Origin of the sequence: Streptomyces griseiscabiei, assembly GCF_020010925.1 — a bacterium.
GTDB classification, from domain to species: domain Bacteria; phylum Actinomycetota; class Actinomycetes; order Streptomycetales; family Streptomycetaceae; genus Streptomyces; species Streptomyces griseiscabiei.
Genome location: NZ_JAGJBZ010000002.1, coordinates 117,323 through 140,063 on the forward strand (window position 1 = coordinate 117,323; position 22,741 = coordinate 140,063).

At 69.6% G+C, this 22,741-nt stretch carries 11 protein-coding genes and 4 pseudogenes; 11 read left to right on the forward strand and 4 right to left on the reverse strand.

All coding sequences use genetic code 11. From position 1 onward, the window contains the following. Window positions 1-59: 59 nt before the first annotated feature. Both J8M51_RS18130 and J8M51_RS18135 read left to right on the forward strand, forming a co-directional pair. On the forward strand, window positions 60-344 hold the full coding sequence (locus J8M51_RS18130; RefSeq protein ID WP_010352781.1) for a hypothetical protein: 285 nt from the start codon (window positions 60-62) through the stop codon (window positions 342-344). Then, window positions 326-777, forward strand: a pseudogene (locus tag J8M51_RS18135) (hypothetical protein). The gene J8M51_RS18130 and the pseudogene J8M51_RS18135 overlap by 19 nt, the downstream one beginning before the upstream one ends. 333 nt (window positions 778-1,110) lie before the next feature. On the opposite strand, the gene J8M51_RS18140 reads toward J8M51_RS18135, so the two are convergent. Then, complete coding sequence (locus tag J8M51_RS18140) at window positions 1,111-2,283, reverse strand: nitric oxide synthase oxygenase (protein WP_013000941.1); 1,173 nt, start codon at window positions 2,281-2,283, stop codon at window positions 1,111-1,113. A gap of 63 nt (window positions 2,284-2,346) precedes the next feature. Further along, the gene (gene txtE / locus J8M51_RS18145; protein ID WP_010352784.1) at window positions 2,347-3,567 is read right to left on the reverse strand and encodes a 4-nitrotryptophan synthase; all 1,221 of its coding nucleotides are present in this window, start codon (window positions 3,565-3,567) and stop codon (window positions 2,347-2,349) included. Window positions 3,568-4,894: 1,327 nt separating this feature from the next. Between txtE and J8M51_RS18150 the strand changes: the two are divergent. Next, window positions 4,895-5,152 (forward strand): annotated as a pseudogene (locus J8M51_RS18150) (zinc ribbon domain-containing protein); the annotation flags it as partial. Window positions 5,153-5,729: 577 nt separating this feature from the next. Here J8M51_RS18150 and txtR read toward each other — a convergent pair. Continuing rightward, window positions 5,730-6,680 carry a cellobiose-binding transcriptional regulator TxtR gene (txtR, locus tag J8M51_RS18155; RefSeq protein ID WP_223786355.1) on the reverse strand — a complete coding sequence of 317 codons (951 nt, stop codon included), beginning with the start codon at window positions 6,678-6,680 and terminating at the stop codon, window positions 5,730-5,732. 1,569 nt (window positions 6,681-8,249) lie between these two features. Here txtR and txtA point away from each other — a divergent pair. From txtA to J8M51_RS18190, 7 genes and pseudogenes are all read left to right on the forward strand, one after another. After that, a complete protein-coding gene (gene txtA / locus J8M51_RS18160; RefSeq protein WP_010350605.1) occupies window positions 8,250-12,626 on the forward strand; it encodes a thaxtomin non-ribosomal peptide synthetase TxtA in 4,377 nt (1,458 codons plus the stop codon). A 47-nt stretch (window positions 12,627-12,673) separates the two neighbouring features. Further along, window positions 12,674-17,140: a thaxtomin non-ribosomal peptide synthetase TxtB gene (gene txtB, locus J8M51_RS18165; RefSeq protein WP_010350604.1), complete on the forward strand. Its 4,467-nt coding sequence runs from the start codon at window positions 12,674-12,676 to the stop codon at window positions 17,138-17,140. Window positions 17,141-17,229: 89 nt separating this feature from the next. Then, on the forward strand, window positions 17,230-17,427 hold the full coding sequence (gene txtH, locus J8M51_RS18170) for a thaxtomin biosynthesis NRPS accessory protein TxtH (RefSeq protein ID WP_010350602.1): 198 nt from the start codon (window positions 17,230-17,232) through the stop codon (window positions 17,425-17,427). A gap of 620 nt (window positions 17,428-18,047) precedes the next feature. Further along, window positions 18,048-18,125 (forward strand): annotated as a pseudogene (locus J8M51_RS18175) (BBE domain-containing protein); the annotation flags it as partial. Window positions 18,126-18,187: 62 nt separating this feature from the next. Further along, the gene (txtC, locus tag J8M51_RS18180; RefSeq protein WP_010350601.1) at window positions 18,188-19,375 is read left to right on the forward strand and encodes a thaxtomin biosynthesis cytochrome P450 TxtC; all 1,188 of its coding nucleotides are present in this window, start codon (window positions 18,188-18,190) and stop codon (window positions 19,373-19,375) included. A 218-nt stretch (window positions 19,376-19,593) separates the two neighbouring features. Then, window positions 19,594-19,773 (forward strand): annotated as a pseudogene (locus J8M51_RS18185) (helix-turn-helix domain-containing protein); the annotation flags it as partial. Between the two features lie 270 nt (window positions 19,774-20,043). Continuing rightward, window positions 20,044-20,217 carry a hypothetical protein gene (locus J8M51_RS18190; RefSeq protein WP_179202838.1) on the forward strand — a complete coding sequence of 58 codons (174 nt, stop codon included), beginning with the start codon at window positions 20,044-20,046 and terminating at the stop codon, window positions 20,215-20,217. A gap of 31 nt (window positions 20,218-20,248) precedes the next feature. Here J8M51_RS18190 and J8M51_RS18195 read toward each other — a convergent pair whose 3' ends face one another. Next, window positions 20,249-21,355 carry a threonine synthase gene (locus J8M51_RS18195; protein WP_086751374.1) on the reverse strand — a complete coding sequence of 369 codons (1,107 nt, stop codon included), beginning with the start codon at window positions 21,353-21,355 and terminating at the stop codon, window positions 20,249-20,251. Between the two features lie 230 nt (window positions 21,356-21,585). On the opposite strand from J8M51_RS18195, the gene J8M51_RS18200 reads away from it, so the two are divergent. After that, on the forward strand, window positions 21,586-22,731 hold the full coding sequence (locus tag J8M51_RS18200; RefSeq protein WP_216588198.1) for a DUF4190 domain-containing protein: 1,146 nt from the start codon (window positions 21,586-21,588) through the stop codon (window positions 22,729-22,731). Window positions 22,732-22,741 lie beyond the last annotated feature (10 nt).

The window sequence follows — 22,741 nt, forward strand, 5'->3', positions numbered from 1 at the left end:
TGCCGAGTCCCAGGCGCGGGCCGCAGCGCTTTTCCTACTCGTTTGACACGCTTGGGGTCATGGCTGAGACGACGTACGGCATCGCGGAGGGGCCAGCGACGCGGGTAAACCTGTCGCTGCCGGAGGGGACCGCCGAGGCGATCCGGGCGCGGGTGGGCAAGCGGGAGTTCTCCGCGTACATCGCCGCGGCGGTCGAGCGTGAGCTGCGCGGCCAGGTGCTGGACGAGTACCTGGCGGACTACGAGAACCGTAAGGAGCCGGGCTCCGAGCAAGCCCGGCAGCGGGCGCGGCACGTCTTCGACGAGGTGTTCGCCGAGGAGGCCGAGTGGCCCGCCGCAAGCTGAGTCACGAGGGGACGCTGGTCCTCGGCAGCGGGGGGTTTCGAAGCTGCTCGCCGACGACGAGCAAGTGGTGGCTCTGGTTGCCGAGGCCCGCTCGCGCGGCATGGAGGTCGTTATCAGCGCGCTCACCATCATCGAGGCCGTCCACGCCCGTACGAACATGTCTTGCCTGAACCGGGTGCTTTCCGGACTGCGCGTAGTCCCGGTGGGCGACGAGGAGGCGCGGGCGGCCTCGAAGCTGTTGATGGATGCCGGCTTGCGCGGGCACACCTACGCGATTGATGCGGCGGTCGCCGAAGCCGCGCTGCGACAGCACCGCCCTGTGGTCATGTTGACGGCCCCGGCGATGTGCTGGCTGCTTGGCCGCTGGGAGTGGTGGATTGCAGGCGGTACGGGAGTTGGTGAGCGCGATCAGGCTGCAGACGTTGCGCTTTGACCAGTGGGCGCCATGTCCGACGCCGCCGGGTTCGGCATTCAGGTGCCCGCCCATCTGCCCTGGTCCGCTACGGTGACTCGCATCTGGTCAGGCAGTGCGCGCCATAGCTGACCAGCGTCGACGCCGACGCCGACGGGATTGGCTGGCGACCGCCCAGCTGCTGCTAGAGCGAATCGAGTCACGGTGAGGGCGCGCAGGCTCCGGCCTTGGGAGACGTCGTCAGCCACACCTGCGGCCATTCCCACCTCGTCTTCCTGGAGGAGTTCGACAGCCGCCGGCACTGGCGGCCGTCGAGCAGATGCTGCGGGGCGGGGTTGTAGACGCCTCATCACTTCACTGGTGGGGGTAGAAGTTGGGGCGCTGGTCGACGTTGTCGTAGTAACGGTGGAACACGGGGGTGATGCCGCCGGAGAGCGGGGGGACGATCCAGCTCCAGTCTGCGGATACGGTGCGGCCCTGGCGTTCCTCCTTGGCCAGGTGGGCGAGGAAGCGCCGGGACTCCTCGTGGTGGTCGCTGATCCGGACACCTGCGGCCTCGAAGGAGTGCAGGACGGCGACGTTGAGCTCGACCAGGGCGCGGTCGCGCCACAGGGTTGACTCGCTGGTGGTGTCCAGCTGGAGGCAGGCGGCGACGGCGGGGAGCATGTTGTAGCGGTCCTCGTCGACGAGGTTGCGGGCGCCGATCTCCGTGCCCATGTACCAGCCGTTGAACGGGGCGAGCGGGTAGTCCATCCCGCCGATGCGTAGGCGCATGTTGGAGATGACGGGTACGGCGTGCCAGCGCAGGCCCAGTTCGGCCAGGCGTGGGACGTCGGGGTGGGTGATAGGGACCTCCAAGACCAGCTCCCGCGGCAGCTCGAAGAACCGGGGTTTGTCGTCGGGGGTGTCGATGACCAGGGGCAGGACGTCGAACGGCCCTTGGGGGCAGCCCTGCCAGCCGAGGCGGAGGATGGCCTCGGTGAGGTCGGCGGTGCGCGGGTCACCGAGCACGGTGCCGTCGTCGCGGCGGTAGCCGGCGTACCGGATGAGCTGCTCGTTCCACACCTGCGGGCCGGGCCGGCCGGGGGAGTCCGGGGCGAAGACCGAAATCACCGGCCTGATGCGCCCGCCGTTGGTCGCCTGGCGCAGGTGCGTGCACAAGTGCCGGTGGATCTCATCGGGGGCTGTGGCGTCCCGGCGGTCCAGGACGCGCAGGCTGTTCCAGTACAGGCGGCCGATGCAGCGACTGGAGTTGCGCCACGCGACGCGGGCACCGTACACGAGCTCGGCGGTGGTGTGCCGGTAGGTGCCCGTGGCGTCGATGGCGGCGCGGACCTGCTCCAGGCGCCGGGCGAGCGGGACGGGCTGATCGGACTGCTCCGCGTGGAACTGGCGCAGGAACTCCTCAGCCTCATTTGGATCGGCGACGCCGCAGGACTGCGGCGTCGCCGGTTCCGCCGACGGGACCGGGCCAAGGGACGAATCGGGCCCCAGTGCCGGGCACGCTGTCGGGGACGGGGCGGGCAAGGAAGGGCCCAGAGCGACTTCGGAGGTCACGATTCCTCGCAGGGGAGTAGAGCGCTGACCTCGTCAGCGGAGGCTGAGCGGCAGGGAGCGAAGGGAGCGGAATTCGAGGTTCTCGTTCCAGATCGGCTCGCCCGCCGTCCGGATGCCCGGGAAGCGGTTCAGCAGGGCGACGTAGAACCACTTCAGCTGCAGGGAGATGAGCTGCGCGGCGAGACAGGCGTGCACCCCTTGGCCGAACGACAGGTGCCGAGCGCTGTTGGGACGGTCGAGGTCGAAGTCGTTCGGTCGCTCGAACATGTTGGCGTCCCGGTTGGCCGAGCCCAGGAACAGGGCGAGAGTCTGCCCGGCCTCGATCCGTACGCCGCCCATCTCGACGTCCTTGGCCGCGACGCGCCAGGTGAACTGGTTCGAGGCGTTGTAGCGGAGGACCTCGTTCGCCGTGTTGTCCACGCACGCCTGGTCCGCCAGGAAGCGTTCGACCTGCCGCGGGTTGCGGGCGAACGCGAGCGTGCCGCTGCTGAGAGAGCCCGGCGTCGTGGGCGCGAACAACGCGATGAACACCAGCGCCAGCTGGTGCACGGTCTGTTCCGGCGTGGTCTCGGTCAGGCCGTCCTGGGCGGCTGCCAGGCGGGCGATGACGGTGTCCGGCAGGACCTTGCCCCGCATGCCCTGGAGGAGTTCGGAGGCGTACGTGTGCAGGTCGGTGAGCTTTTCCAGGATTATCTCCTGCGTCACCGGCTGATCCTTCGGACCGGAGTGGTACGTCATGATCGTATTCACGCGCGGGATGAGGAATCCGAGGTCCTCCTCGGGGACCCCGAAGGCGTGCACGGCGGAGCGTACGGGGAGTTCGGCAGCCAGGGCGGGGACGGCGTCGATCTCGGTGGCACCGGCCGGGATGGAAGCGACCAGGTCGTGCGCGACCTTCTGGAGGACTTGGTCGTAGTGCTGGTGCGCGGCACGGGTGAAGCCTGCGCGGACGGACCGGCGTAGCGCGTCGTGGAGCGGCGGGTCCGTGTACATCACCACGTTCTTGGTCCAGCGGTGGAAGATGTTGTCCGGCGGCAGCGGCTGTCCGGGGAACTTCGCGGCCAGCACTTCCGTCCCCCGGTCGGCGGTGAGCCGGGGATCCTTCAGCCCGGCGGCGCAGTCGGCGTACGTCAAGACCGCCCAGGCGTTCAGGCGCTCGACCCAGTGGACGGGGCGGCGCTGGGCCAGGTCGGCGTAGACAGGGTAGGGGTCGGGCACGATGGACGGGTCGGCGAGCGGCGAGGGGACGGTCACAGGGGCTTCCTTGGGGTAGTCGAAAAGGGATGCGGAGCCGGGGATCGCGGCAGGAATTCCGGGATGGGAGGCGAGCCCTCGATCCCGTGGTTGTCAGTCGCGGCGCATACGTGTTGACAGGGCGGGCGGCGCGGCATCGCCGGGCGGGATCTCCGGCGACGGGGCGAGCCCGGCCACGGAGCGGAGGAATCCTGTGGCGAGCGGCGGTGATTCGCAGGTGCCGTTCGGCGCGGAGATCGGCTTCTCCGACGAGGACCTGAGCTACTGCGTGCGAGCAACGGGGCTGCTGGATCAAGAAGCGGCCCACAGGAGAACCACGCTCACATGTGTTGCCTGTCCTGGTGACGGAGGCGCCGTGGCACCGGAATTCCTCTCTCTTGAAGATCGTGCGCCGGCACACCTTCATCATGGATAGGCATCCCCGACGAAATCTTGTCGATCGGTGACTGATCCTTAGCTGTTGGATGCCAGTTCCGCTATGCACCTTTCGATACCTTCGCGGACAGGGGACCTGCGCATGGCGCGAGGTGCCGACGAAAGCTGCCGCACCACGAGGCGCCTTGTCATATCCCGGTAAAGCCGGGAGGGAATTGGAGGTTTTCCCTCGTCCTGACAGCGACTGAGCTTGTGAGGTCGTTGGCGTGAGGGACGGACCGGTTCCGGCGAGGCATCCGTCGATGAGTGGGAAACATACCGGATTTCCTCATTCCGTTTCGATGGTCCGGCTGAGGTGCTCGGAGAGTGGTGAAAGCGGTGCGGGACCGCAGCGGCGACCAGAAGCCTTCCGCCGGGTTGAGGCCGGGTGCGTAGGAGACCAGCCGGTAGCGGGTCGGCCAGTCCTGCCGGGCGATGAACTGCCGCATTCCATAAGCGAGATGAACGTTCAGGATGCCCCGATGTTGCGGCAGGCGGCAGAAGACGAGGCGGCGAGGAAGGTGGCGGTTGCATCTGACCGTATATCTCACGGGTGACGTAGCGTCTGAGACGCCGGATGTCGATGGACCGGCTCAGCCTGGGAACACGCAAGCCGCAGTCCGGCCGCACTTTCCCCGGCCGACCCGCAGACCGGGCTCTCCTGGGTCGAGTTGGTCCGTGCCGTCGTGGCTCGTTCCGCCCTTCTGCCCGGCCCGCCGCCGGGGAAGTCGCCGCTGGTCGCCCTGCACAGGCCGGCGGTCGCGGACGAGGTGTTCCGGACGCGACCGCCGGAACCTTCCGGCCTGAGACCTGGCACCGAAGGCACTCACCGTGTGTATCCGGCCGGGCCAGGCCCTCCGGCTCCGCCGAACCGGCCCACCTGGTAGGCGCCGGCCGGCTGCCGGGTGATGACCAAGGGATCGCCGTGGAGGACCTGTCGGTGGCGGGACTGGCCCGCACGAAGCTGACCAAGTCCGTGCACGACGCCGGGTGGCCATCGTTCCTCAGCATGCTGGAGTACAAAGCGGAACGGTACGGCCGCACCCTGGTCAGGATCGGCCGGTTCACACCGACCTCCCAGACCTGCTCCAGGCCGCGAGGGAGTTGCCGTAGCAGTCGAGATGCGGATCCATGGGGATCCCCTGACCGAGTCGCAGTTACGCCCTACTGACCGCGCAGCCCCGCAACGTGGGACACCGAAGGCTGTGTGATGTGGCGGGAGTTCGCGACCGGCCCGCAGGCGGTCGGCAGTGCATGAGCTGCATGACGGCTGTGCCCAGGGCCATCGATCCGTGCCGCCTAGCCCCGGGCCGCGTAGTGGCACAGCAACGATCGAGAAGGCGGGAACCCTCCGGCTTCAGCCCGAGGTGCAAGTCACATCACCTGGCCAGGAGTGCTCGTAAGTTGCGTGCGTGCCGGTGGAGGCGTCCACGGTGTCCGATGCTTCGCGCAGTGCGGGCACGTCCCGGGTGGGCGACCGAAGAGCGCACGCGAGGAGGTGCGGCGTCGGCACTCCGGTGACCAGGACGCTCCCCTTCGGCCCGGTGGAGTGACCGAGGTGTGTCGTGTGGTGGCGTCTGAGCTGCATGGTGCGGGGGCAGGCCTCCCGTGCCGGGACCGTGCTGACTCGGCTCGTCCACGACCACGTTTCGGGGCCCTGGTCCTTTCTCGGGCCGGGGTGGCGCCGGGAACCCCGTGCCGAACCGTGGGCGACACGTCGTCCCTGCCGCCGTCATGCCCTCGCCGTTTCAGGTGAAACAGTGCTGCTTCCGGTAATCGCGGGGCGACATTCCGTAGGCGCAGCGGAAGTGTCTGCTCAGCATCGCGGCATCCAGCATCCCCCAGTCCGCCGCCAGCTCATTGATCTTCCGGTGCCCCAGGCTCGGATCCCTCAGATCGCATGCGAAACGCTCCAGGCGACGGCGTTTGACATAGCTCATGACGCTTTCCCCGATCGGTCCGAAAACTCGATGTAACTGACGCACCGATATGTTGTGTTCGGCCGCGAGGGTCGCCGGGCTGATCTCGGGGTCGGCCAACTGCCGGTCGATCGACTCCTGAACCGCGATCAGAAGTGGATCGCATCCCCCAGAGTAATGCTTTCCGAGCTCGGCATATGCGATTCGCGTCGCGGAGATCGCCAGGATGCGCACGACCTCCTCCATATACGAGGACAGAATCCCATCGGTTTTCATCATCTCCACAGCCAGGGTATTCAAGAACGAAAAAAGAAATCCGGATCCGGGACCCTTGGCAGCATCCGTCACGATAAAAGTCCCCCGAGGCGACACCGGGAGTCCATCCTTCGCTTCGTCGGCGAAACGCAGTACGAGGAGTCGCGAAGCAACGGGCACATTCATCGAAAAGGGAACGTCGCCGTCCGTCATAACCAGCGTCCCCGCGTCGATCTCCGTACCGTTTCCGGTACCAGCGATGAACGCCATTCCTGACAGTACGCATATGACTGTTCTCTGCGGCGTCAAGGCCGCCTCCGAGTTGATTGCCTCGAACTCGATGACGGCTGGACCGGAATCTATGATCGTCACCTTGACCCCGCCGGCCTTGAAAGATTTTATCTGCATGCCTGAGCTCGACAAAAGGCAGTACCTTGCGCTCGGCGCGTCGGCCGGAAATCGAGTGAAGCAAGATGCTTCCCCCTTCTCGGCTCCGAGCGCGACAAACAGTTCAGAACAGGCCACGGCGAGATCCTCCGCAAGGAACGAACCCAGTCGTTCACCCGCTTAGTTTGATTGAAATTTCAACTACCAGGTCAATCGGGTCTGGCGCCGGAGGCGGGAGAATCCTGGTCACAACCCGCGGGTGCGATCGATGCTCCTCGCGCGCCGCAGACGGGTCAGGTGTGCTGACATTCCGCTGCGGACGTCTCCATCGTGGGTGCGTGGACCCTCGGATCCACGTTGGGTGACTTGCTCACCCGCTGCGTCGACCGAGGGGAGGTGCGATCTGACAGGCCTGTGGCCAGCCGTCTCCGCCGGCTGGCGTCAGGCAGTCACCCGGGTCACTGCATCGCACCGCATAAACGCTCCTGCGCCGGAGTCCGTGGCGACGCCCGAGCGAGCCTCGCTCGCACGGCATGCCGCCGCCCGGGCCAGGGTGGCCGTAACGGTCGCGCCCCGTTTCTCCATGCCGTGGCCAGCGCCTCCGGAAACAGTGCGGAGAGAGAAACTCCGTCGCCGCGATCGGGTTTCCAGGTCTGTCCGAGGCAAATTTGTCCATCAGGTTTTCCTCACTCATCACGAGGCCACGAACGGCCGTAAGGGGAAGGGGCCGTGCGCGTCTTCGCTTACTGAGTCCGTGCGAGTCCGTCACTGCTCATCAGGAGGTGCTGCGCTGTACAAGAGAGCGCTGTGGGAGCGCTCCCGCTTATTGACAGTGCCCTGCGGGTGGCAGTCCAGTCAAGTACCTACTGATTGACCGGAGTTGTGTGTTGGCTCCTGAGGGTGCGCACACAGGAGCATTGTCTTGGCGGGCGGTGCGCAAGCCACCTGCGGGATTGTCGGCGCAGCCGTACGTGCGTTCATCGAACTCGCCCGTTGGGTTTACCTCACCAGCTATCCGCTCAACTGCACTCACTCGCTACGCCGGGGTGGTTGACTGAGGCGACGGCCCGCCGGACGGACGGAGTCGTCGAGCGCGAGCGCTGCCGATGCGGGAAGTCACAGGCAGCTCCCTGCGCTTTCCTCCGGTCGCGGAAGTCTGGTCTTCCTGTGTCGAATTTGTTTGTCGAAATTTTGCGAGGTGGCGGGGGCTGCAGGACCCCGGGCGCGGATCACCACCTCACCGTTGCCCGACCCCGCTGGATCGTCGGCACGTGGCCTCCTCGCAGTAGCTCCCGCTGCAAACGGAAGCCTGGCGTCCAGAGGCAACGACGCGGTCACTGACCGACAAGACTGCGCCGCGGAAACAACCCCATGATGCTTATGTTCCAACGTGCGAGAACCATTCACAGGGGGATTCCCGGTGCTACGACACCTGCTTCATCGGGACGGACAAGACATTCTGAGAACGGTTCTCCTGCAACCGCTTCTCGATCCGGCGGCCCGTCGGCCGCACGCGGTGGCTCGGGTTCTCGTAGGAGAAGCCGGCACCCGTACCCCGTGGCCCCCCGAACCGTCGTCGCTCACCACTCCTGGCGCCACTCGGCCCCACGTAGGCCCGACGTCTTTCCCCTCCCCTGCTTCCGCTTTCCATGCCATCGGCTTGAGCGCGCCCACGGGCGGCTCGACGACAGAGAGGAACGGATACCTGTGTCGCACCTGACCGGTGAAGATCTCCCGGAGGGAGCGCTCGCCACGACGTGGCCGAGTCTCCTCGAAGCGCGGGTGGCCGACACACCTGACGCCATCGCGCTCGTCGCCGGGGACACGGCGCTCACGTACGCGCAGTTCAATGCCCGTGCGAACCGGCTCGCCCGGTGGCTGAAGTACCTCGGCGCCGGGCCGGAGCGGTCGGTCGGGCTGGTGCTGGGCAGGTCCGCGGACTTCTTCCTGTGCGCGACGGCCGTGCTCAAGTGCGGGGCCGCGTACCTGCCGCTGGATCCGAACTACCCCGTGGAGCGACTGTCCTTCATGGCCCGGGACGCAGCACCCGTGGTGCTGGTGACGACGTCGGACGTCCGGGGCGACCTTCTGGGCCAGCTGCCCACCGGCAGCCTCGTGGTACTGGACGACGAGGCCACCGAGGACGTACTGCGCCGTCTGCCGGACCACGACATGGAGGACGGGGAACGTTTGGAGCCACTGCGCCCCGCGAGTCCCGCCTACATCATCTACACCTCCGGCTCCACGGGGATCCCCAAGGGAGTCGTCGTCACCCACCAAGGCGTCGCGAGCCTGATCGCGACCCAGCGTCGTCGCCTCGCCGTCACCGGCGCCTCACGCGTGCTCGCCTTCTCGTCCCCGAGTTTCGACGCCAGTTTCTGGGAGATGTCGATGGCGCTGCTGGCCGGGGCCGCGCTCGTGGTCGGCAGGCCGGGGCGGCTGCTGCCCGACGCCGAACTGGCCGCGTTGATCGCGGACCACGGAGTCACTCATGTCACTCTCCCGCCCTCGGTCGCGGGTGCGCTGGGCCCCGACATGCTGCCTCCGAGCGTGACGCTGGTCGTCGCGGGCGAAGCGTGCCCGGCGGCTCTCGTGCAGCGCTGGCGCCCGCACCGGACGATGGTGAACGCCTACGGCCCGACGGAGTCCACCGTCTGCGCCACCATGAGCGATCCGCTGGCCGACGACGTGGCGCCGCCGGTCGGCCGGGCGGTGGACGGCACCCGGATCCATGTCCTCGACGACCGCCTCGCACCGGTTGTGCCGGGAGCGGTCGGCGAGATCTACATCGCGGGGCACAGCCTGGCACGCGGGTACCTCGAGCGGCCGGGTCTGACCGCGCAGCGGTTCGTGGCGGACCCCTTCGGCCCGGCCGGCAGCCGTATGTACCGCAGCGGTGACCTCGGCCGCTGGACCCGTTCAGGAGACCTGGAGTTCGTCGGCAGGGCGGACGACCAGGTCAAGGTACGCGGCTTCCGTATCGAGCCGGGCGAGATCGAATCCGTCATCGCCGGGTGCCGCGGGGTCCGGCAGGCCGCCGTCGTCCTGCGTGAGGACCGGCCCGGAGAGCCATACCTCGCCGCCTACGTCATACCCGAGAACGCGGCCGCCGACGAGGCGGCCGGCGAGGAACCGGACGGTCAACTCGATGCCTGGCGACGGCTCTACGACGATCTGTACGGCCGAGCCGACACCGCCGACTTCGGCGAGGACTTCTCCGGCTGGGTGAGCAGTTATGGCGGGCGGCCGATCGAGGGGATGCGCGAATGGCGTGAGCAGACCGTGCGGCAGATCCGCGAACTGGCTCCGCGCCGCGTACTGGAGATCGGCTGCGGTTCCGGTCTGCTGCTCTCGCAGCTGGCGGGTGACTGCGAAAGCTACTGGGGCACCGACATCTCCGGGGCCCTGATCGAGCGGCTGCGCGGGCAGGTCGCCGAGCGCCCCGGCCTCGCGGACCGGGTCGTCCTGCATCAGCTCTCCGCCCATGAGCTGGGGAGTCTGCCCAGCGGCGGCTTCGACACCGTCGTGCTCAACTCCGTGATCCAGTACTTTCCCTCAGGCGATTACCTGTTCGACCTACTGCGCGAGGTGTCCCGGCTCCTGGTACCCGGGGGCGCGGTGTTCCTCGGCGACGTCCGTAACCTTCGTCTGCTGCGCACCTTCCACGCCGGGGGGCTGCTGGCGGCGGCCACGCACACCGACACTCCGCAGACGGTCTGCGCGGCGATCGACCGGGCCATGGCGCAGGAGAAGGAACTGCTCGTGGACCCGGAGTTCTTCACGACGGCCGTCGGCGCGCTGCCCGGCATGACGCTGGAGTCGTGCACGCTCAAACGGGGCGGGTACGACAACGAACTCAGCCGCTATCGCTACGAGGTGGTGCTGCGCAAGCATGCCGGGCCTGCCGATGACACCGGGCCCACGGACGACGCGGGGCCGGTCGTGCGACTGCGGTGGGACGGCGAGATGGCGAGCCTGGCCGACGTCGCCGATCGGCTGCGTCGTGGGAAACCGGAGCGGTTGTGCGTCACCGGGATCCCCAACGGCCGGGTGGCCGGCGAGCATGCCGCGACACTCGCGCTGTTCGACCGGCGCCCCCTGCACGAGGTGCTGTCCCTGGGGCAGGCTCCGGCGGGCGTGGCACCGGAGGACCTGCGCCGGCTGGGCGCGGAACTGGGCTACCGGGTCGACTGCACCTGGTCGTCCGAGGACGACGCCCTGATCGACGCTTCCTTCACACGCGCCGGAGCGCTCGTGCCGCGTCCCGCCCCCCGGACCGACGCGGAGCCGGACGGTTTCTCCCCGGCCCGGTTCACCAACAGGCCGGCGTTCGCCCGCCCCGACTCCCAGACGATGGCCTCTCTTCCCGGGCAGGTCGCGGCGAAGCTGCCGGCCTTCATGGTCCCGGAGGTCTTCGTCCCGCTCGACAGGCTGCCGGTCACGGTGAACGGAAAGCTCGACCGCGGCGCCCTGCCCCGGCCGCGGCGCGCCGCCCATGCCTCGGGACGTCCGCCCAGGACCGCCCGCGAGGAGGTACTGGCGGCGATCTTCGCCGACGTACTCGCGACAGCCGACGTCACAGCCGACAGCGACTTCTTCGCCGTCGGCGGCAACTCCCTGCTGGCCACCCGACTCGCCGCCGAGGTCCGGCGGCGCCTGAACACCGAGATGCCGCTGTCGTGGCTGTTCGAGTCGCCCACCGTCGGCGCGCTCGCCGCCCGCTTCGACGCGGGGGACGAGGCCAGGCCGCTGCCCGTGCCGAGCGAGTACGCCTCCGGCAGCACGGCGCCGTTGTCGGCCCAGCAGATGCAGATGTGGCACGAGTACCGCCGAAGCCTGTGTCGCGACATGTTCAACGTGCCGCTGTCGCAGCGGCTGACCGGTGCCGTCGACGCCGAGGCACTGCGCGCCGCCCTCGCCGATGTCGTCACCCGGCACGTTCCGCTGCGCACGCTCGTCCAGGACGACGGCAGCGGTCCGTGTGCGGTGATCACGGAAGCCACCGCGGACGACATCCCATGGACGGAGACCAGGACCACGCCCGAGCGGCTGTCCGAGGATCTCGCGCACGCCGCCCGCCGCCACTTCGACCTCGAGACCGAGATCCCGCTGCGGGCCGTACTGTTCACGCTCGGCCCGGACGAGTCCGTACTGCTGCTGGTCATGCATCACATCGCCGCCGACGGCTGGTCCTTCGGCCCCCTGCTGGAGGACCTGGTCCGCGCCTACCGCGCCCGGACCGAGGGGCGCGCACCACAGTGGGAGCCGCTGTCCTTCGGCTACCTCGACTACGTCGCCTGGCAGCGCCGGCTGCTCGGCGCCACGGACGACCCGAGCGACGTCGCGCTGCGCCAGGCGGAGTACTGGAGGAAGACGCTGCACGGTGCCGACGACAGGCCGGTCCTGGAGACCGACAGCCCGGCGCCGGCCCAGCAGGACTTTGCCGGCAGGTCCCTCGATCTTCCGCTCGAAGTCGGCGGCCACCGGGTGCTGACAGCCGCGGCCCGTGAGCACGGTGTCACCGTCTTCATGATCCTGCACGCCGCGCTCGTCGCACTGCTCGCCCGCAGGGGAGCAGGAGGGGACGTCACCGTCGTGACCGCGGTGGCCGGCCGGACCGACACCCAGTTCGAACCGCTGGTGGGCCTCTTCGCCAACACCTTGGCGCTGCGCACCGACACGTCGGGCAACCCCACCTTCCGCGAACTGCTGGACCGGGTCCGCGTGACCGATCTCGGTGCCTATGCCCACCAGGACCTGCTCTTCGAGCGCCTGGCCGACGTGCCACCGCCCCAGGTGTCACTCGTCCTGCGCACGGTCGCAGCTCCGCCGGCCGACCTGCCGGGCCTCACCATCAGTCCCGGCCCACGGCCGGCGAGCGAATCCGCCCGCTATCCGGTGCTGTGGACCGTGGAGCATCTGGCCTCCGCCGCGGACGGCGGGACGCTGCGCAGCCACATCCAGTACCAGAGCGGGCTGCTGCGCGACGACACGGTCGTCCGGCTCGCCCAGCAGTACGAAGTCGTGCTGTCCCTGTTGTTGAAGGATCCCGATCTCCGCGTCCAGGACCTCCCACTGCAGTGACTCCCAGGGCCAGCCCGTCCGATCCCATCATCTGTGAGGTCCACTCGATGTCCATGCTGCCGCCGGGGCGAAGCCGCACCACGGCCTCGCCCGCCGGGGCCCAGGCCGGCCCCGAGTTCACCCCCGGCCTATGGGGACGGCTCTTCGAAGCCCGTGTCGACGCCGCCCCCGAATCCACCGCGATCAACTCCGCGAGCGAGCGGCTGAGTTACGCCGAACTGAACCGGCGGGCCAACCGCCTCGCCAGGTTGCTCATCGCACGTGGCGCCGGCCCGGAGAGCCTGGTCGGTCTCGCCCTGCCGCGCTCGACCGACTTCGTGGTGGCCGTGGCGGCCGTACTGAAATCGGGCGCCGGCTACTTCCCGATGGATCCGGACTATCCTCCGCAGCGGCTGGCGTTCATGCTCGCCGACGCCGCTCCCATGCTGGTGCTGACCAGGAGTGACATCGAGCCCGAGCTGCCGGCCGAGGCGGCCTCCCGCACGGTGGTGCTGGACGACCCGGCCGTCGTACGGACCCTGGCCGACTGCTCCGCGGCGGATGTGGCGGACGACGAACGCGGCGCCCCGCTCCGGACCCGGCATCCGGCCTATGTCATCTACACCTCGGGTTCCACCGGTACTCCCAAAGGAGTGGTCCTCACCCACCACGGCATCGCCAGCCTGGTGGGCAGCCATGCGCGGGACCTGGGGATCGGGCCGTCCAGCCGGTTGCTGCTCTTTTCCTCGCCGAGTTTCGACGGCGCCTTCTGGGACGTGTCGATGGCCTTGCTCACTGGCGCCACGCTGGTGGTCGCACCGCGTGAACGGCTCCTGCCCGGACCGGAGTTCAGTGCGCTCGCCGCCGAGGAGGGCATCACCCACTTCACCCTGCCGGCCTCCACGCTCGCCGCCCTGCCGGACGGCGCTCTGCCCGCCGGGGCCACCGTCGTCAATGTGGGCGAGGCCTGCAACAGCGAGCTGGTGCGCCGCTGGTCGCCGGGCCGGCTGCTGGTGAACGCGTACGGACCGACCGAATCGACCGTCTCCGCGACCATGAGCGGACCGTTGGCCGGGGCAGGCATCCCGCCCATCGGCCGTCCGCTCTCGGACACCCGCATCCACGTCCTCGACGAGCGGCTCCGGCCGGTACCGCCGGGAGCGGTCGGAGAGATCCACATCGCCGGAGCGGGGCTGGCCCGCGGGTACCTGGGGCGGCCCGCGCTGACCGCCGAGCGGTTCGTGGCCGACCCCTTCGGGACGCCGGGCGAGCGGATGTACCGGACCGGCGACCGGGTGAGGGTGCGTGACGACGGGCAACTGGAGTTCGTGGGCCGGGTCGACGACCAGGCGAAGATACGGGGTTTCCGAGTGGAGCCCGGCGAGGTCGAAGCCGTGCTGCGCGACCATCCCGAGGTCGCGCAGGCCGCGGTGGTGGTCCGGGAGGACACTCCGGGAGACCAGAGGCTCGTCGCCTATGTCGTGCCGGACCACCCGGCCGTGCGGCAGGCCGACGACACCACCTCGGAGCACGTCGAGGAATGGCAACGGCTCTACGACGAGGTCTACAGCGCAGTGGGAGCGCTCCCCCTGGGGGAGGACTTCAGCGGCTGGAACAGCACCTACGACGGCGAGCCCATTCCCGTGCCTCAGATGCAAGCCTGGCGGGACGCCACGGTCGACAGCATCCGTGCCCTGCGACCGCGCCGGGTACTGGAGATCGGCGTGGGCACCGGGCTGCTGCTGTCCCGCCTCGCCGGTGACTGCGAGGCGTACTGGGCCACCGACTTCTCCGCCGAGGTGATCGAGACACTCGGCAAGAAGGTGGACGTCGACCCGGTGCTGCGGGAGAAGGTCCACCTGCTGCACGGTCCCGCACACGACCTCCCCGGCCTCCCCGAGGGGTACTTCGACACCGTTGTCCTCAACTCGGTGATCCAGTACTTTCCGTCGGCCGACTACCTGGTGAGCGTCCTGCGCGAGGCGGCACGCCTGCTGGCGCCGGGCGGCCGGGTGTTCGTCGGCGACATCCGGCACCTGCGTCTGCTGCGCCCGCTGCGCAGCGCCGTCCGGCTGCGCTCCGCCACCCGGCGGGAAGCCTCTGCCTCCGCCGTCCGCGCGGCGGTCGAGCAGGACCTGGTGGATGAGAAGGAGTTGCTCCTCGACCCCGCGTTCTTCGCCGCGGTACCCCGGTGGATCCCGCAGCTCCGCGGGGTACGCACAGCGGTGCAGCGCGGCACGCACCACAACGAACTGACCCGCTACCGGTACGACGCGGTGCTCATCAAGGAGCCGGTGGAAACCGGTACCGCTGCGCCGGACGCGCAGACACTGACCTGGGGCACGGATGTCAGCGGACTGCAGGAGTTGTCCGGCCTGCTGGCCCGCACCCGCACGTCGCTGCTGCTGCGCGGCGTGCCGAACAGCCGGATCCTCGGTGAGGCATCGGCCGCGACGGCGCTGACCACGGCCCGGTCGCTCGACGAGCCGTTGCGGTTGCTGCAAGAACCGGCGGCAGGGATCGACCCCGAGGAACTGCACGCCCTGGGCGGGGGCGCCGGCTGCGAGGTCCACCTCACGTGGTCGGCGCAGGACCCCACGCGACTGGACGCCTGTTTCACACCCGTGGGCGGTGAACCGGGCGCCGTCCCGCTGGCGGAGTCCGCCGACAGCGGCAGGACGTCGCCCGGTGACCACGCCAACCAGCCGACCACGCACCGGACCGGCAACGCCCTGATGGGCAAGCTCCCCGGCTATCTGGCCGCCAGGCTCCCCGCGTACCTGCGGCCCAGCGCCGTGGTACGCATCGCGTCGCTCCCCCTCACCGTCAACGGCAAGCTCGACCGCACGGCGCTGCCCCGTCCCGCCCTGTTCCCGCGGGCTGACGGGCAGGCGCCCCGCACTCCGCGCGAGGAGATCCTCGCCAATCTCTTCGCCGATGTGCTCGGCCTGCCCGGGGTGCCGAGGGACGCCGACTTCTTCGCCCTGGGCGGCAACTCGCTACTGGCCACGCGCCTCGTCGGCCGTATCGCGAAACACCTCGAAGTCGATGTTCCGATCGCCTGGATCTTCGAGACACCGACCGTCGAGGGCCTGGCCGGGCGTACCGCTCCGGCGAGCAGGCTCCGCCCGCTGTTGCTCTGCCGCGACGAGAACCACGCGGCGGTGCCGCTCTCGCACAGCCAGTACGGCATGTGGTTCATCAACCAACTCGGCGGACCCGCGAGCCGGATCTACAACGTGCCGTACTGCCTGCGGATCACGGGCCGGGTGGACACCGGGGCGCTGCGGACCGCACTCGATGACGTCGTGGCTCGTCACGAACCCCTGCGTACCGTCTTCCCCGATGACGGTGACGGCCCCCGCCAACGGGTCCTCGCCCCCGAGGACGCCGCGGTGGTCCTTCATGAGACCGACGCCGCCGAAGACCGTCTGGCCGGCCACCTGGCGCGGGCCGCGGCGGAACCCTTCGAGCTCAGGACGGACCTTCCCCTGCGCGCACGCCTGTTCCGGCACGGACAGGACCGGTACACGCTCCTGCTCCTGATGCACCACATCACCGTGGACGCCTGGTCGCTGGCCCCCCTGACGGCGGACCTGGCGCACGCCTACCGGGCGCGGCTGGGGCAGCGGGCCCCGCAGTGGCAGCCGCTGCCGGTTCACTATCGCGACTACGCCGTATGGCACAACGAGCAAGCAGCCGAGGCGCAGGACCGCGGCAGCGGCTTCGGGCGCCAGCTCGCCTTCTGGGAGCGGACGCTGCGCGGTCTTCCGGTCGAGACGCGGCTGCCGGCCGACCGGAGCCGTCCGGCCAGACCTACCTATCGTGGCGGCACCGTCCACACCCACGTCGAAGCCTCCCTCCATCAGGAACTGCTCAACTGCGCGCGGGAGACGGGCGCGACGCTCTTCATGGTGCTGCACGCCGCGCTCGCGGCACTGCTGACCCGGCTGGGCGGCGGCACCGACATCGTCGTCGGCACCGCTGCCGCGGCGCGCACGGACCCCGCGCTGGACGACCTCGTCGGGCTGTTCGCCAACAGTGTCGTCCTTCGCGTCGACACCTCGGGCGACCCGACGTTCCGCACCCTGCTCGCTCGGACCCGGGCCGTGGACCTCGACGCCTTCACCCACCAGGAGGTCCCGTTCGACCAGGTGGTGGATCGCGTCAACCCGGCACGCCACCCGGCACGTCACCCGCTCTACCAGACGGCCCTCGTCCTGCACGCACCGCCCGGCGACGGCCATCGGGCCGACTCCGTCACCCTCACCCCCGAACCGCCCCCGAACACCGGAACGGCCCGCTTCGATCTGATGTTCAACTGGGACGAGAGCCGGGACAGCGCCGGCCTCGCCCAGGGCCTCACCGGCCGTACCGAGTACAGCTCGGACCTCTTCTCCCAGGAGACAGTCGAACTGCTCCTGGAGCGGTATCTCCTGCTGCTGTCCGCCGCGGTCCGCGACCCGGACGCACGCCTTCACACCCTGGACATCCTCACCGAGCCGGAACGGCGGGCCTTCTCACCACGGCCGTAGCCGTCCGACCCCGAATCATCGCGAAAGCCACCGAAAGCACCGTCAATTCCCGGTGCCGGGCCCTCTTTGCCGACTAGGAGAAATTCACCGTGCCCTCACCCTTCGACGACCATGACGGGCAGTTCCATGTGCTCCGCAACGAGGAAGGCCAGTTCTCACTCTGGCCGAATTTCGCCGACATCCCCTCCGGGTGGCGTTCCGTGAGCGGGCCGAGCCCCCGCGGAAGCGCCCTTGAGTACATCGAGAAGGAATGGACGGACATGCGCCCGGCGTCCGTCCGTGAATGACCCGGCCAATAACATCGAGCGGGGCCACGGGTCGCCGAGAACCGGGCCGTTTACGGCTGGCTCGGCTGGGCGACCGCCGATTCCGAGGACGTGGTGTCCCTGCCGATGGTCTCGTACGGCACCGACGCCGCACCGGCTCCGGTGGTGGTCCCGAAGGCCGGCCGGGGCCGGGCGAAGCGCTTGGGCGGTGCTGGACCGGCTGGGTGGGGCACGTCGGTGCCCCACCCAGCCGAACGCCGGACGACGGAGACGGACTGTCTCGGCGCGATGCTGGAGACCTTCCGGAAACCCGGCGAGTCCGGCGTAGGTGCCGACGAGGGTTCGTGCCTGCCATCGGGTGGGCACCCGGGAAGGAGCGCGCCTGCCACGTGTCGGCTCCGCCGCCATCAAGGGTGACCTCCATTCCGCACCCGTCGCCGGTTCTGTCGTAGACGCCGTCCTCGGCGTGTTCACGGACGGCGGGCGCAGCGGTCACGAGCGTGTGATGGCCGCGTCGACCCGGCCGCGACGGCGTCCTGGCACCTGGACGCGCAGTACTTGTTGGGCAGCCGACCGCGTCGCACGGCACCTACGGCGGATTCACCGAGCCGGACCTGCAGGACTGACGTGAGTACTACCGCGACAACGCCGCCCGGCTCTCCCGGGTCAAGGCGGCCTGTGACCCGGACCGCTTCTTCAGTTTCGACCAGGCGGTATGACGCGAGACGCCGTCACGACGCCGCACGGCCCAGGCCTGCGGTCTTGGAAAGGAAACGACACCATGGAATCTCCGGCCACCCAGGTCGACCCGGCGAACTCGCCGTTGGAGCCCTATCACATCTACCCGGAGGCCAAGTCCTGCCCGGTGGCGAAGGTCGGTCTGTGGAACGGCACGCCGGCGCACGTGTTCTCCGGGTATGAGGATGTGCGGACCGTGCTGCAGGACAGGCGGTTCAGCTCGGACTCGCGCCGACCCAACTTCACCGAACTCACTCCGACGCTCCAGTCGCAGGCCGCGGCACCGCCGTTCGTACGCACCGACAATCCTGATCACCGGCGCCTGCGAGGCACCATCGCACGCGAGTTCCTGCCCAAGCACATCGAGCTGCTGCGCCCCGCGATCCGCGAGATCGTCCAGGGTGTGCTCGACGGGCTCGCCGAGACCGCGCCTCCCCAGGACATGCTCGAGGCCTTCGCCGTACCGGTCGCGTCCGCGACCGTCTTCCGGCTGCTGGGGATTCCGGCCGAGGACCGCGCGTTGCTCACCCGATGCGTCAAGGGCGTGGTCTCGGCGGTGGGGAGCGAGGACGAAGGTGCCGAGGTGTTCCGGACACTCGGCGAGTACATCGGCGGGCTCGTCCAGGACCCCTCCGAACTGCCCGAGGACAGCCTGATCCGGCGCCTGGTGACGGGCCCGTACCAGGAGAAGCAGCTCACCTTCCACGAGACCATCGGCGTGATCCTCATGCTCATCGTCGGGGGCTACGACACGACGGCCAGCACCATCTCGCTGTCCTTGGTGAGTTATGCACTGCAGCCGGAGAAGTTCTCCGTCGTCCACGAACACCCGGAGCGGATACCCCTGCTCGTCGAGGAGTTGCTGCGCTATCACACCGTCTCGCAGCTCGGACTGGGCAGGATCGCCACCGAGGACGTCGAGGTGGGCGGCGTCACGGTGCGGGCCGGCCAGATGGTGGTGGCGGCGCTCCCCCTGGCCAACCGGGACGAGAGTGTCTTCCCGAACCCGGACGAACTCGACTTCGACCGCCCGTCCGTGCCCCATGTCGGCTTCGGTTACGGACCCCACCAGTGCGTCGGCCAGGCACTGGCCCGAGTCGAACTCCAGGAGGCCATTCCCGCGGTGATCCGACGGCTGCCCGGCATGCGGCTCGCCTGCGCTCTGGAAGACCTGCCGTTCCGGCACGACATGGCCACCTACGGCATCCATGAGCTGCCCATGACCTGGTGACCGGGCCTGCCGCGAGGCGAGCACCAGTGTCACGTGCCTACGACGCGTCGGCCGAGGGAGCAGCGCAGCGGGCGGTCATACCGGCGCGCCCGCCTCTCGGCGTCGCTCGAATCCTGGTTCTGGATCACTATCAGTGCCAGGGCCACGGAGGGCCGACAGTGACCCACTTGGTGATCTTCGCCCGAACCTGATCTTGATCTGAGGTCAGGAGGGAGAGGGTGATCTGCGTGGAGGACTGGGCGGAGATTCGCAGGCTGCACCGGGCCGAGCAGATGCAGGTCCGGGCGATCGCGAGGCATCTGGGCATCTCGAAGAACACGGTCAAGCGGGCATTGGCCAGCGACCGGCCGCCGAAGTGCGAGCGTCCGGCCAAGGGCTCGGTGGTCGACGCCGTCGAGGTAGAAGACGGTCCTCGGGGGGCCGTGCTGATTCTGTGCTGACTGGAATCTCTCAGAACCCCGTTTACGCAGGTGAGAGCCTTACTGTTAACGTTCAGGTTCAACGTCTAGGCGTCCAGGAACGTCCGCGGCTGTCCAGGGCCGGACCCCTCGGGGGTCCGGCCCTCGGTCGTGCGCGTGTCGGGAACGTGGGGGTTTGGGGGGTGGTGATCTCCGGCGGCGGGAAGCCTTCAACCGGCAGGTGCTTCAGGCCGGGGGAGGGGGACCGCGATGTGGGTGGCATGGGCGATATTCGGTGTGCTCGTCGTGTTCAACGGTGAGTTCCGGGTGCTGGCGGTCGCCGCCGGGGTGCTGCTGCTGTGGGTCGGGCACAAGCGGAGCAGCATGCTGCTGACGGCGGTCGGCGCGGGGTTCCTCGCGCTGATGCTGTACGCGGCGTACTGACCGCCCCGGGGCGCTTCCGGGCCCGCCGCCCTCAGTTCCCCGCCAGCCCCGTCTTCAGCCCCGCGCCGCACAGTGGCACCACCGCCGTGCGCGCCCCCAGCGCCCCTTCCCGTACGGCCGCCCAGCAGGCCACGCCCGTGGACTCGACGTACAGGCCGCGCGAGGCGAGGTCGCGTTGGGCGTGGCGGATCTGGTCCTCGGTCACGGTGAGGAAGGTGCCGCCGGAGTCGCGGACGGCGCGCAGGATCTGCCGTGCCCGGGGCGGGCGGGGGATGGCGATGCCCTCGGCGAAGGTGGGTGCCACGGTGGTGTTCCCGACCAGGTCGTCGGCGCCCTCGGTCCAGGCGTGGGCCAGGGGCGCCACCGCGGCGGACTGGACCGCGCAGAGGGCGGGACGGCGGTCGATGAGGCCCGCCGCGTGCAGTTCGGCGACGGCGAGGGCCGCGCCCAGCAGCAGGGTGCCGTTGCCGACGGGGACGACGATCACCTCGGGGAGCCGGCCGCCCAGGTCCTCCCACAGTTCGTGGACGTAGGTCTTGGTGCCGTGCAGGAAGTAGGGGTTGTAGACGTGCGAGGCGTAGAAGACGCCGTCCGCGTCCGCCGCCTCCCGGGCCGCGCCCGCCGTGGCCTCGCGGTCGCCGTCGACGACATGGAGCTGCGCGCCGTGCGCCCGGATCTGCTCCAGCTTCTTGTCCGAGGTGCCGAGCGGGACGTACACCGTGCAGGGCAGCGCGGCCCGGGCGCAGTACGCGGCGACCGCCGTGCCCGCGTTGCCGCTGCTGTCGGCGACCACCTGCCGGGGACCGAGCCGCAGGGCCAGCTCGGCCAGGAGCACCGCGCCCCGGTCCTTGAAGGAGAGCGTCGGCATCAGGAAGTCGAGCTTGGCCCGGATGCCGTCCTTCAGCTCCACCAGCGGGGTCCGGCCCTCGCCCAGGGAGACCGTGGGCGCCGCCAGGGGGAGGCATTCCGCGTAGCGCCACAGCGAGTTCACCCGGCCGGCCAGGGACTTGAGGGTGGCCGGTGTGGGCGCGAAGTCCAGATCCAGCGGGCCGCGGCAGGACGGGCAGCACCAGGCGAGCGAGGCGGCGGGGACGCGTGTGCCGTCCGTCGGGCAGAAGCGATCCGGCAGTGGGGTCATGGACGGAAGGTTAGTGCGGTTCGGGTGGGGTGACCGTGACGGTCGGTGAGGGTGCGTCAGACGGGTCGGGGCGTTTCGCCGGTGCCTCTCACCCGCATACCATGCGCCCAGCCGTAAGTCGTACGTCAGTTCCCACTCTGTTCACGCTCTGCCAGTTCACGCTCTGTCGGATCCCCCTCTGTCGGTTCCCGCAGACCCACTTCGCCCTTGCGCAAGGAGCAGCTGTACCAGTGGCCACACCTCCGCCCCACGGGCCCCGGCCGTATCAGCCCTGGGGTCAGCCCTGGGGCCAGGCGTGGGGGCAGCCGTATCCCGCGCCGGTGCCCGCCCCGCCCGTCAACGGGCTCGCGATCGCCGCGCTCGTGCTCGGCGCGCTCTGCTTCCTGCCGGGCGTCGGCCTGCTGCTCGGGGTGGTCGCGCTGGTGCAGATCCGGCGGAAGGGGGAGCGCGGCAAGGGCATGGCGGTGGCCGGAATCGTCCTCTCGGTGACCGGCGCGCTGCTGCTGACGCTCGCGTTCACCACGGGCGGCGCGCGCGACGCGTGGGACGGCTTCCGCGCCGCCGCGAGCGGCGGGGGCAGTACCTTCTCGGTGGCCCGGGGCGAGTGCTTCGACTCGCGGAGCGGCTCCCTGGAGGGATACGCGTACGACGTCGACATCGTGCCGTGCGAGGGCGCGCACGACGCGGAGGTGTTCGCCGACTTCACGATGCCGGACGGCGCCTTCCCCGGCGACGACGCGGTCACCGACACCGCCGACGACCGGTGCTACGCGCTCTCGGAGACCTATGTGAAGGACACCTGGGCGCTGCCGGCCGACGTCGACGTCTACCACTTCACGCCCACCCGGGAGAGCTGGCGGTACGGCGACCGCGAGGTCACCTGCATGTTCGGCAGCATCGACCCCGAGGGCAGCCTGACCGGTTCGCTGCGCCGGGACGCCACGAACCTCGACGACGACCAGCTCGCCTTCCTGGAGGCCGACGCGCTCCTGGACGACGCCTACGACGGCATGCCCGAGACGGAGTACGTCGAGGACGACCTGGCCGGGCATCAGGCGTGGGCGTCGGAGGTGGCCGGGGCCCTGGAACGGCAGGCCTCCGCACTGCGTGCGCACGACTGGGAGTCCGCCGCGGGTCGGGCGGTCGGCGACTACGCCGACGCCCTGGACCGGGCGCGCGAGGAGTGGGAGGCGGCGAGCGACGCGCGCGACGCCGACGCCTTCTCCGCCCACTGGGACAAGGCCTACCGGCTGACCGACGGCGCGAAGCTGGTCACCGCCCGCGAGGCTCTGGGGCTGGCCACCGAGCCGCCCGCGTACGACGACGAGGACACCGGTGACGGCGGTGGCGAGGACGGCCCCGGCGCGGAGGTGTGACGGCACCCAT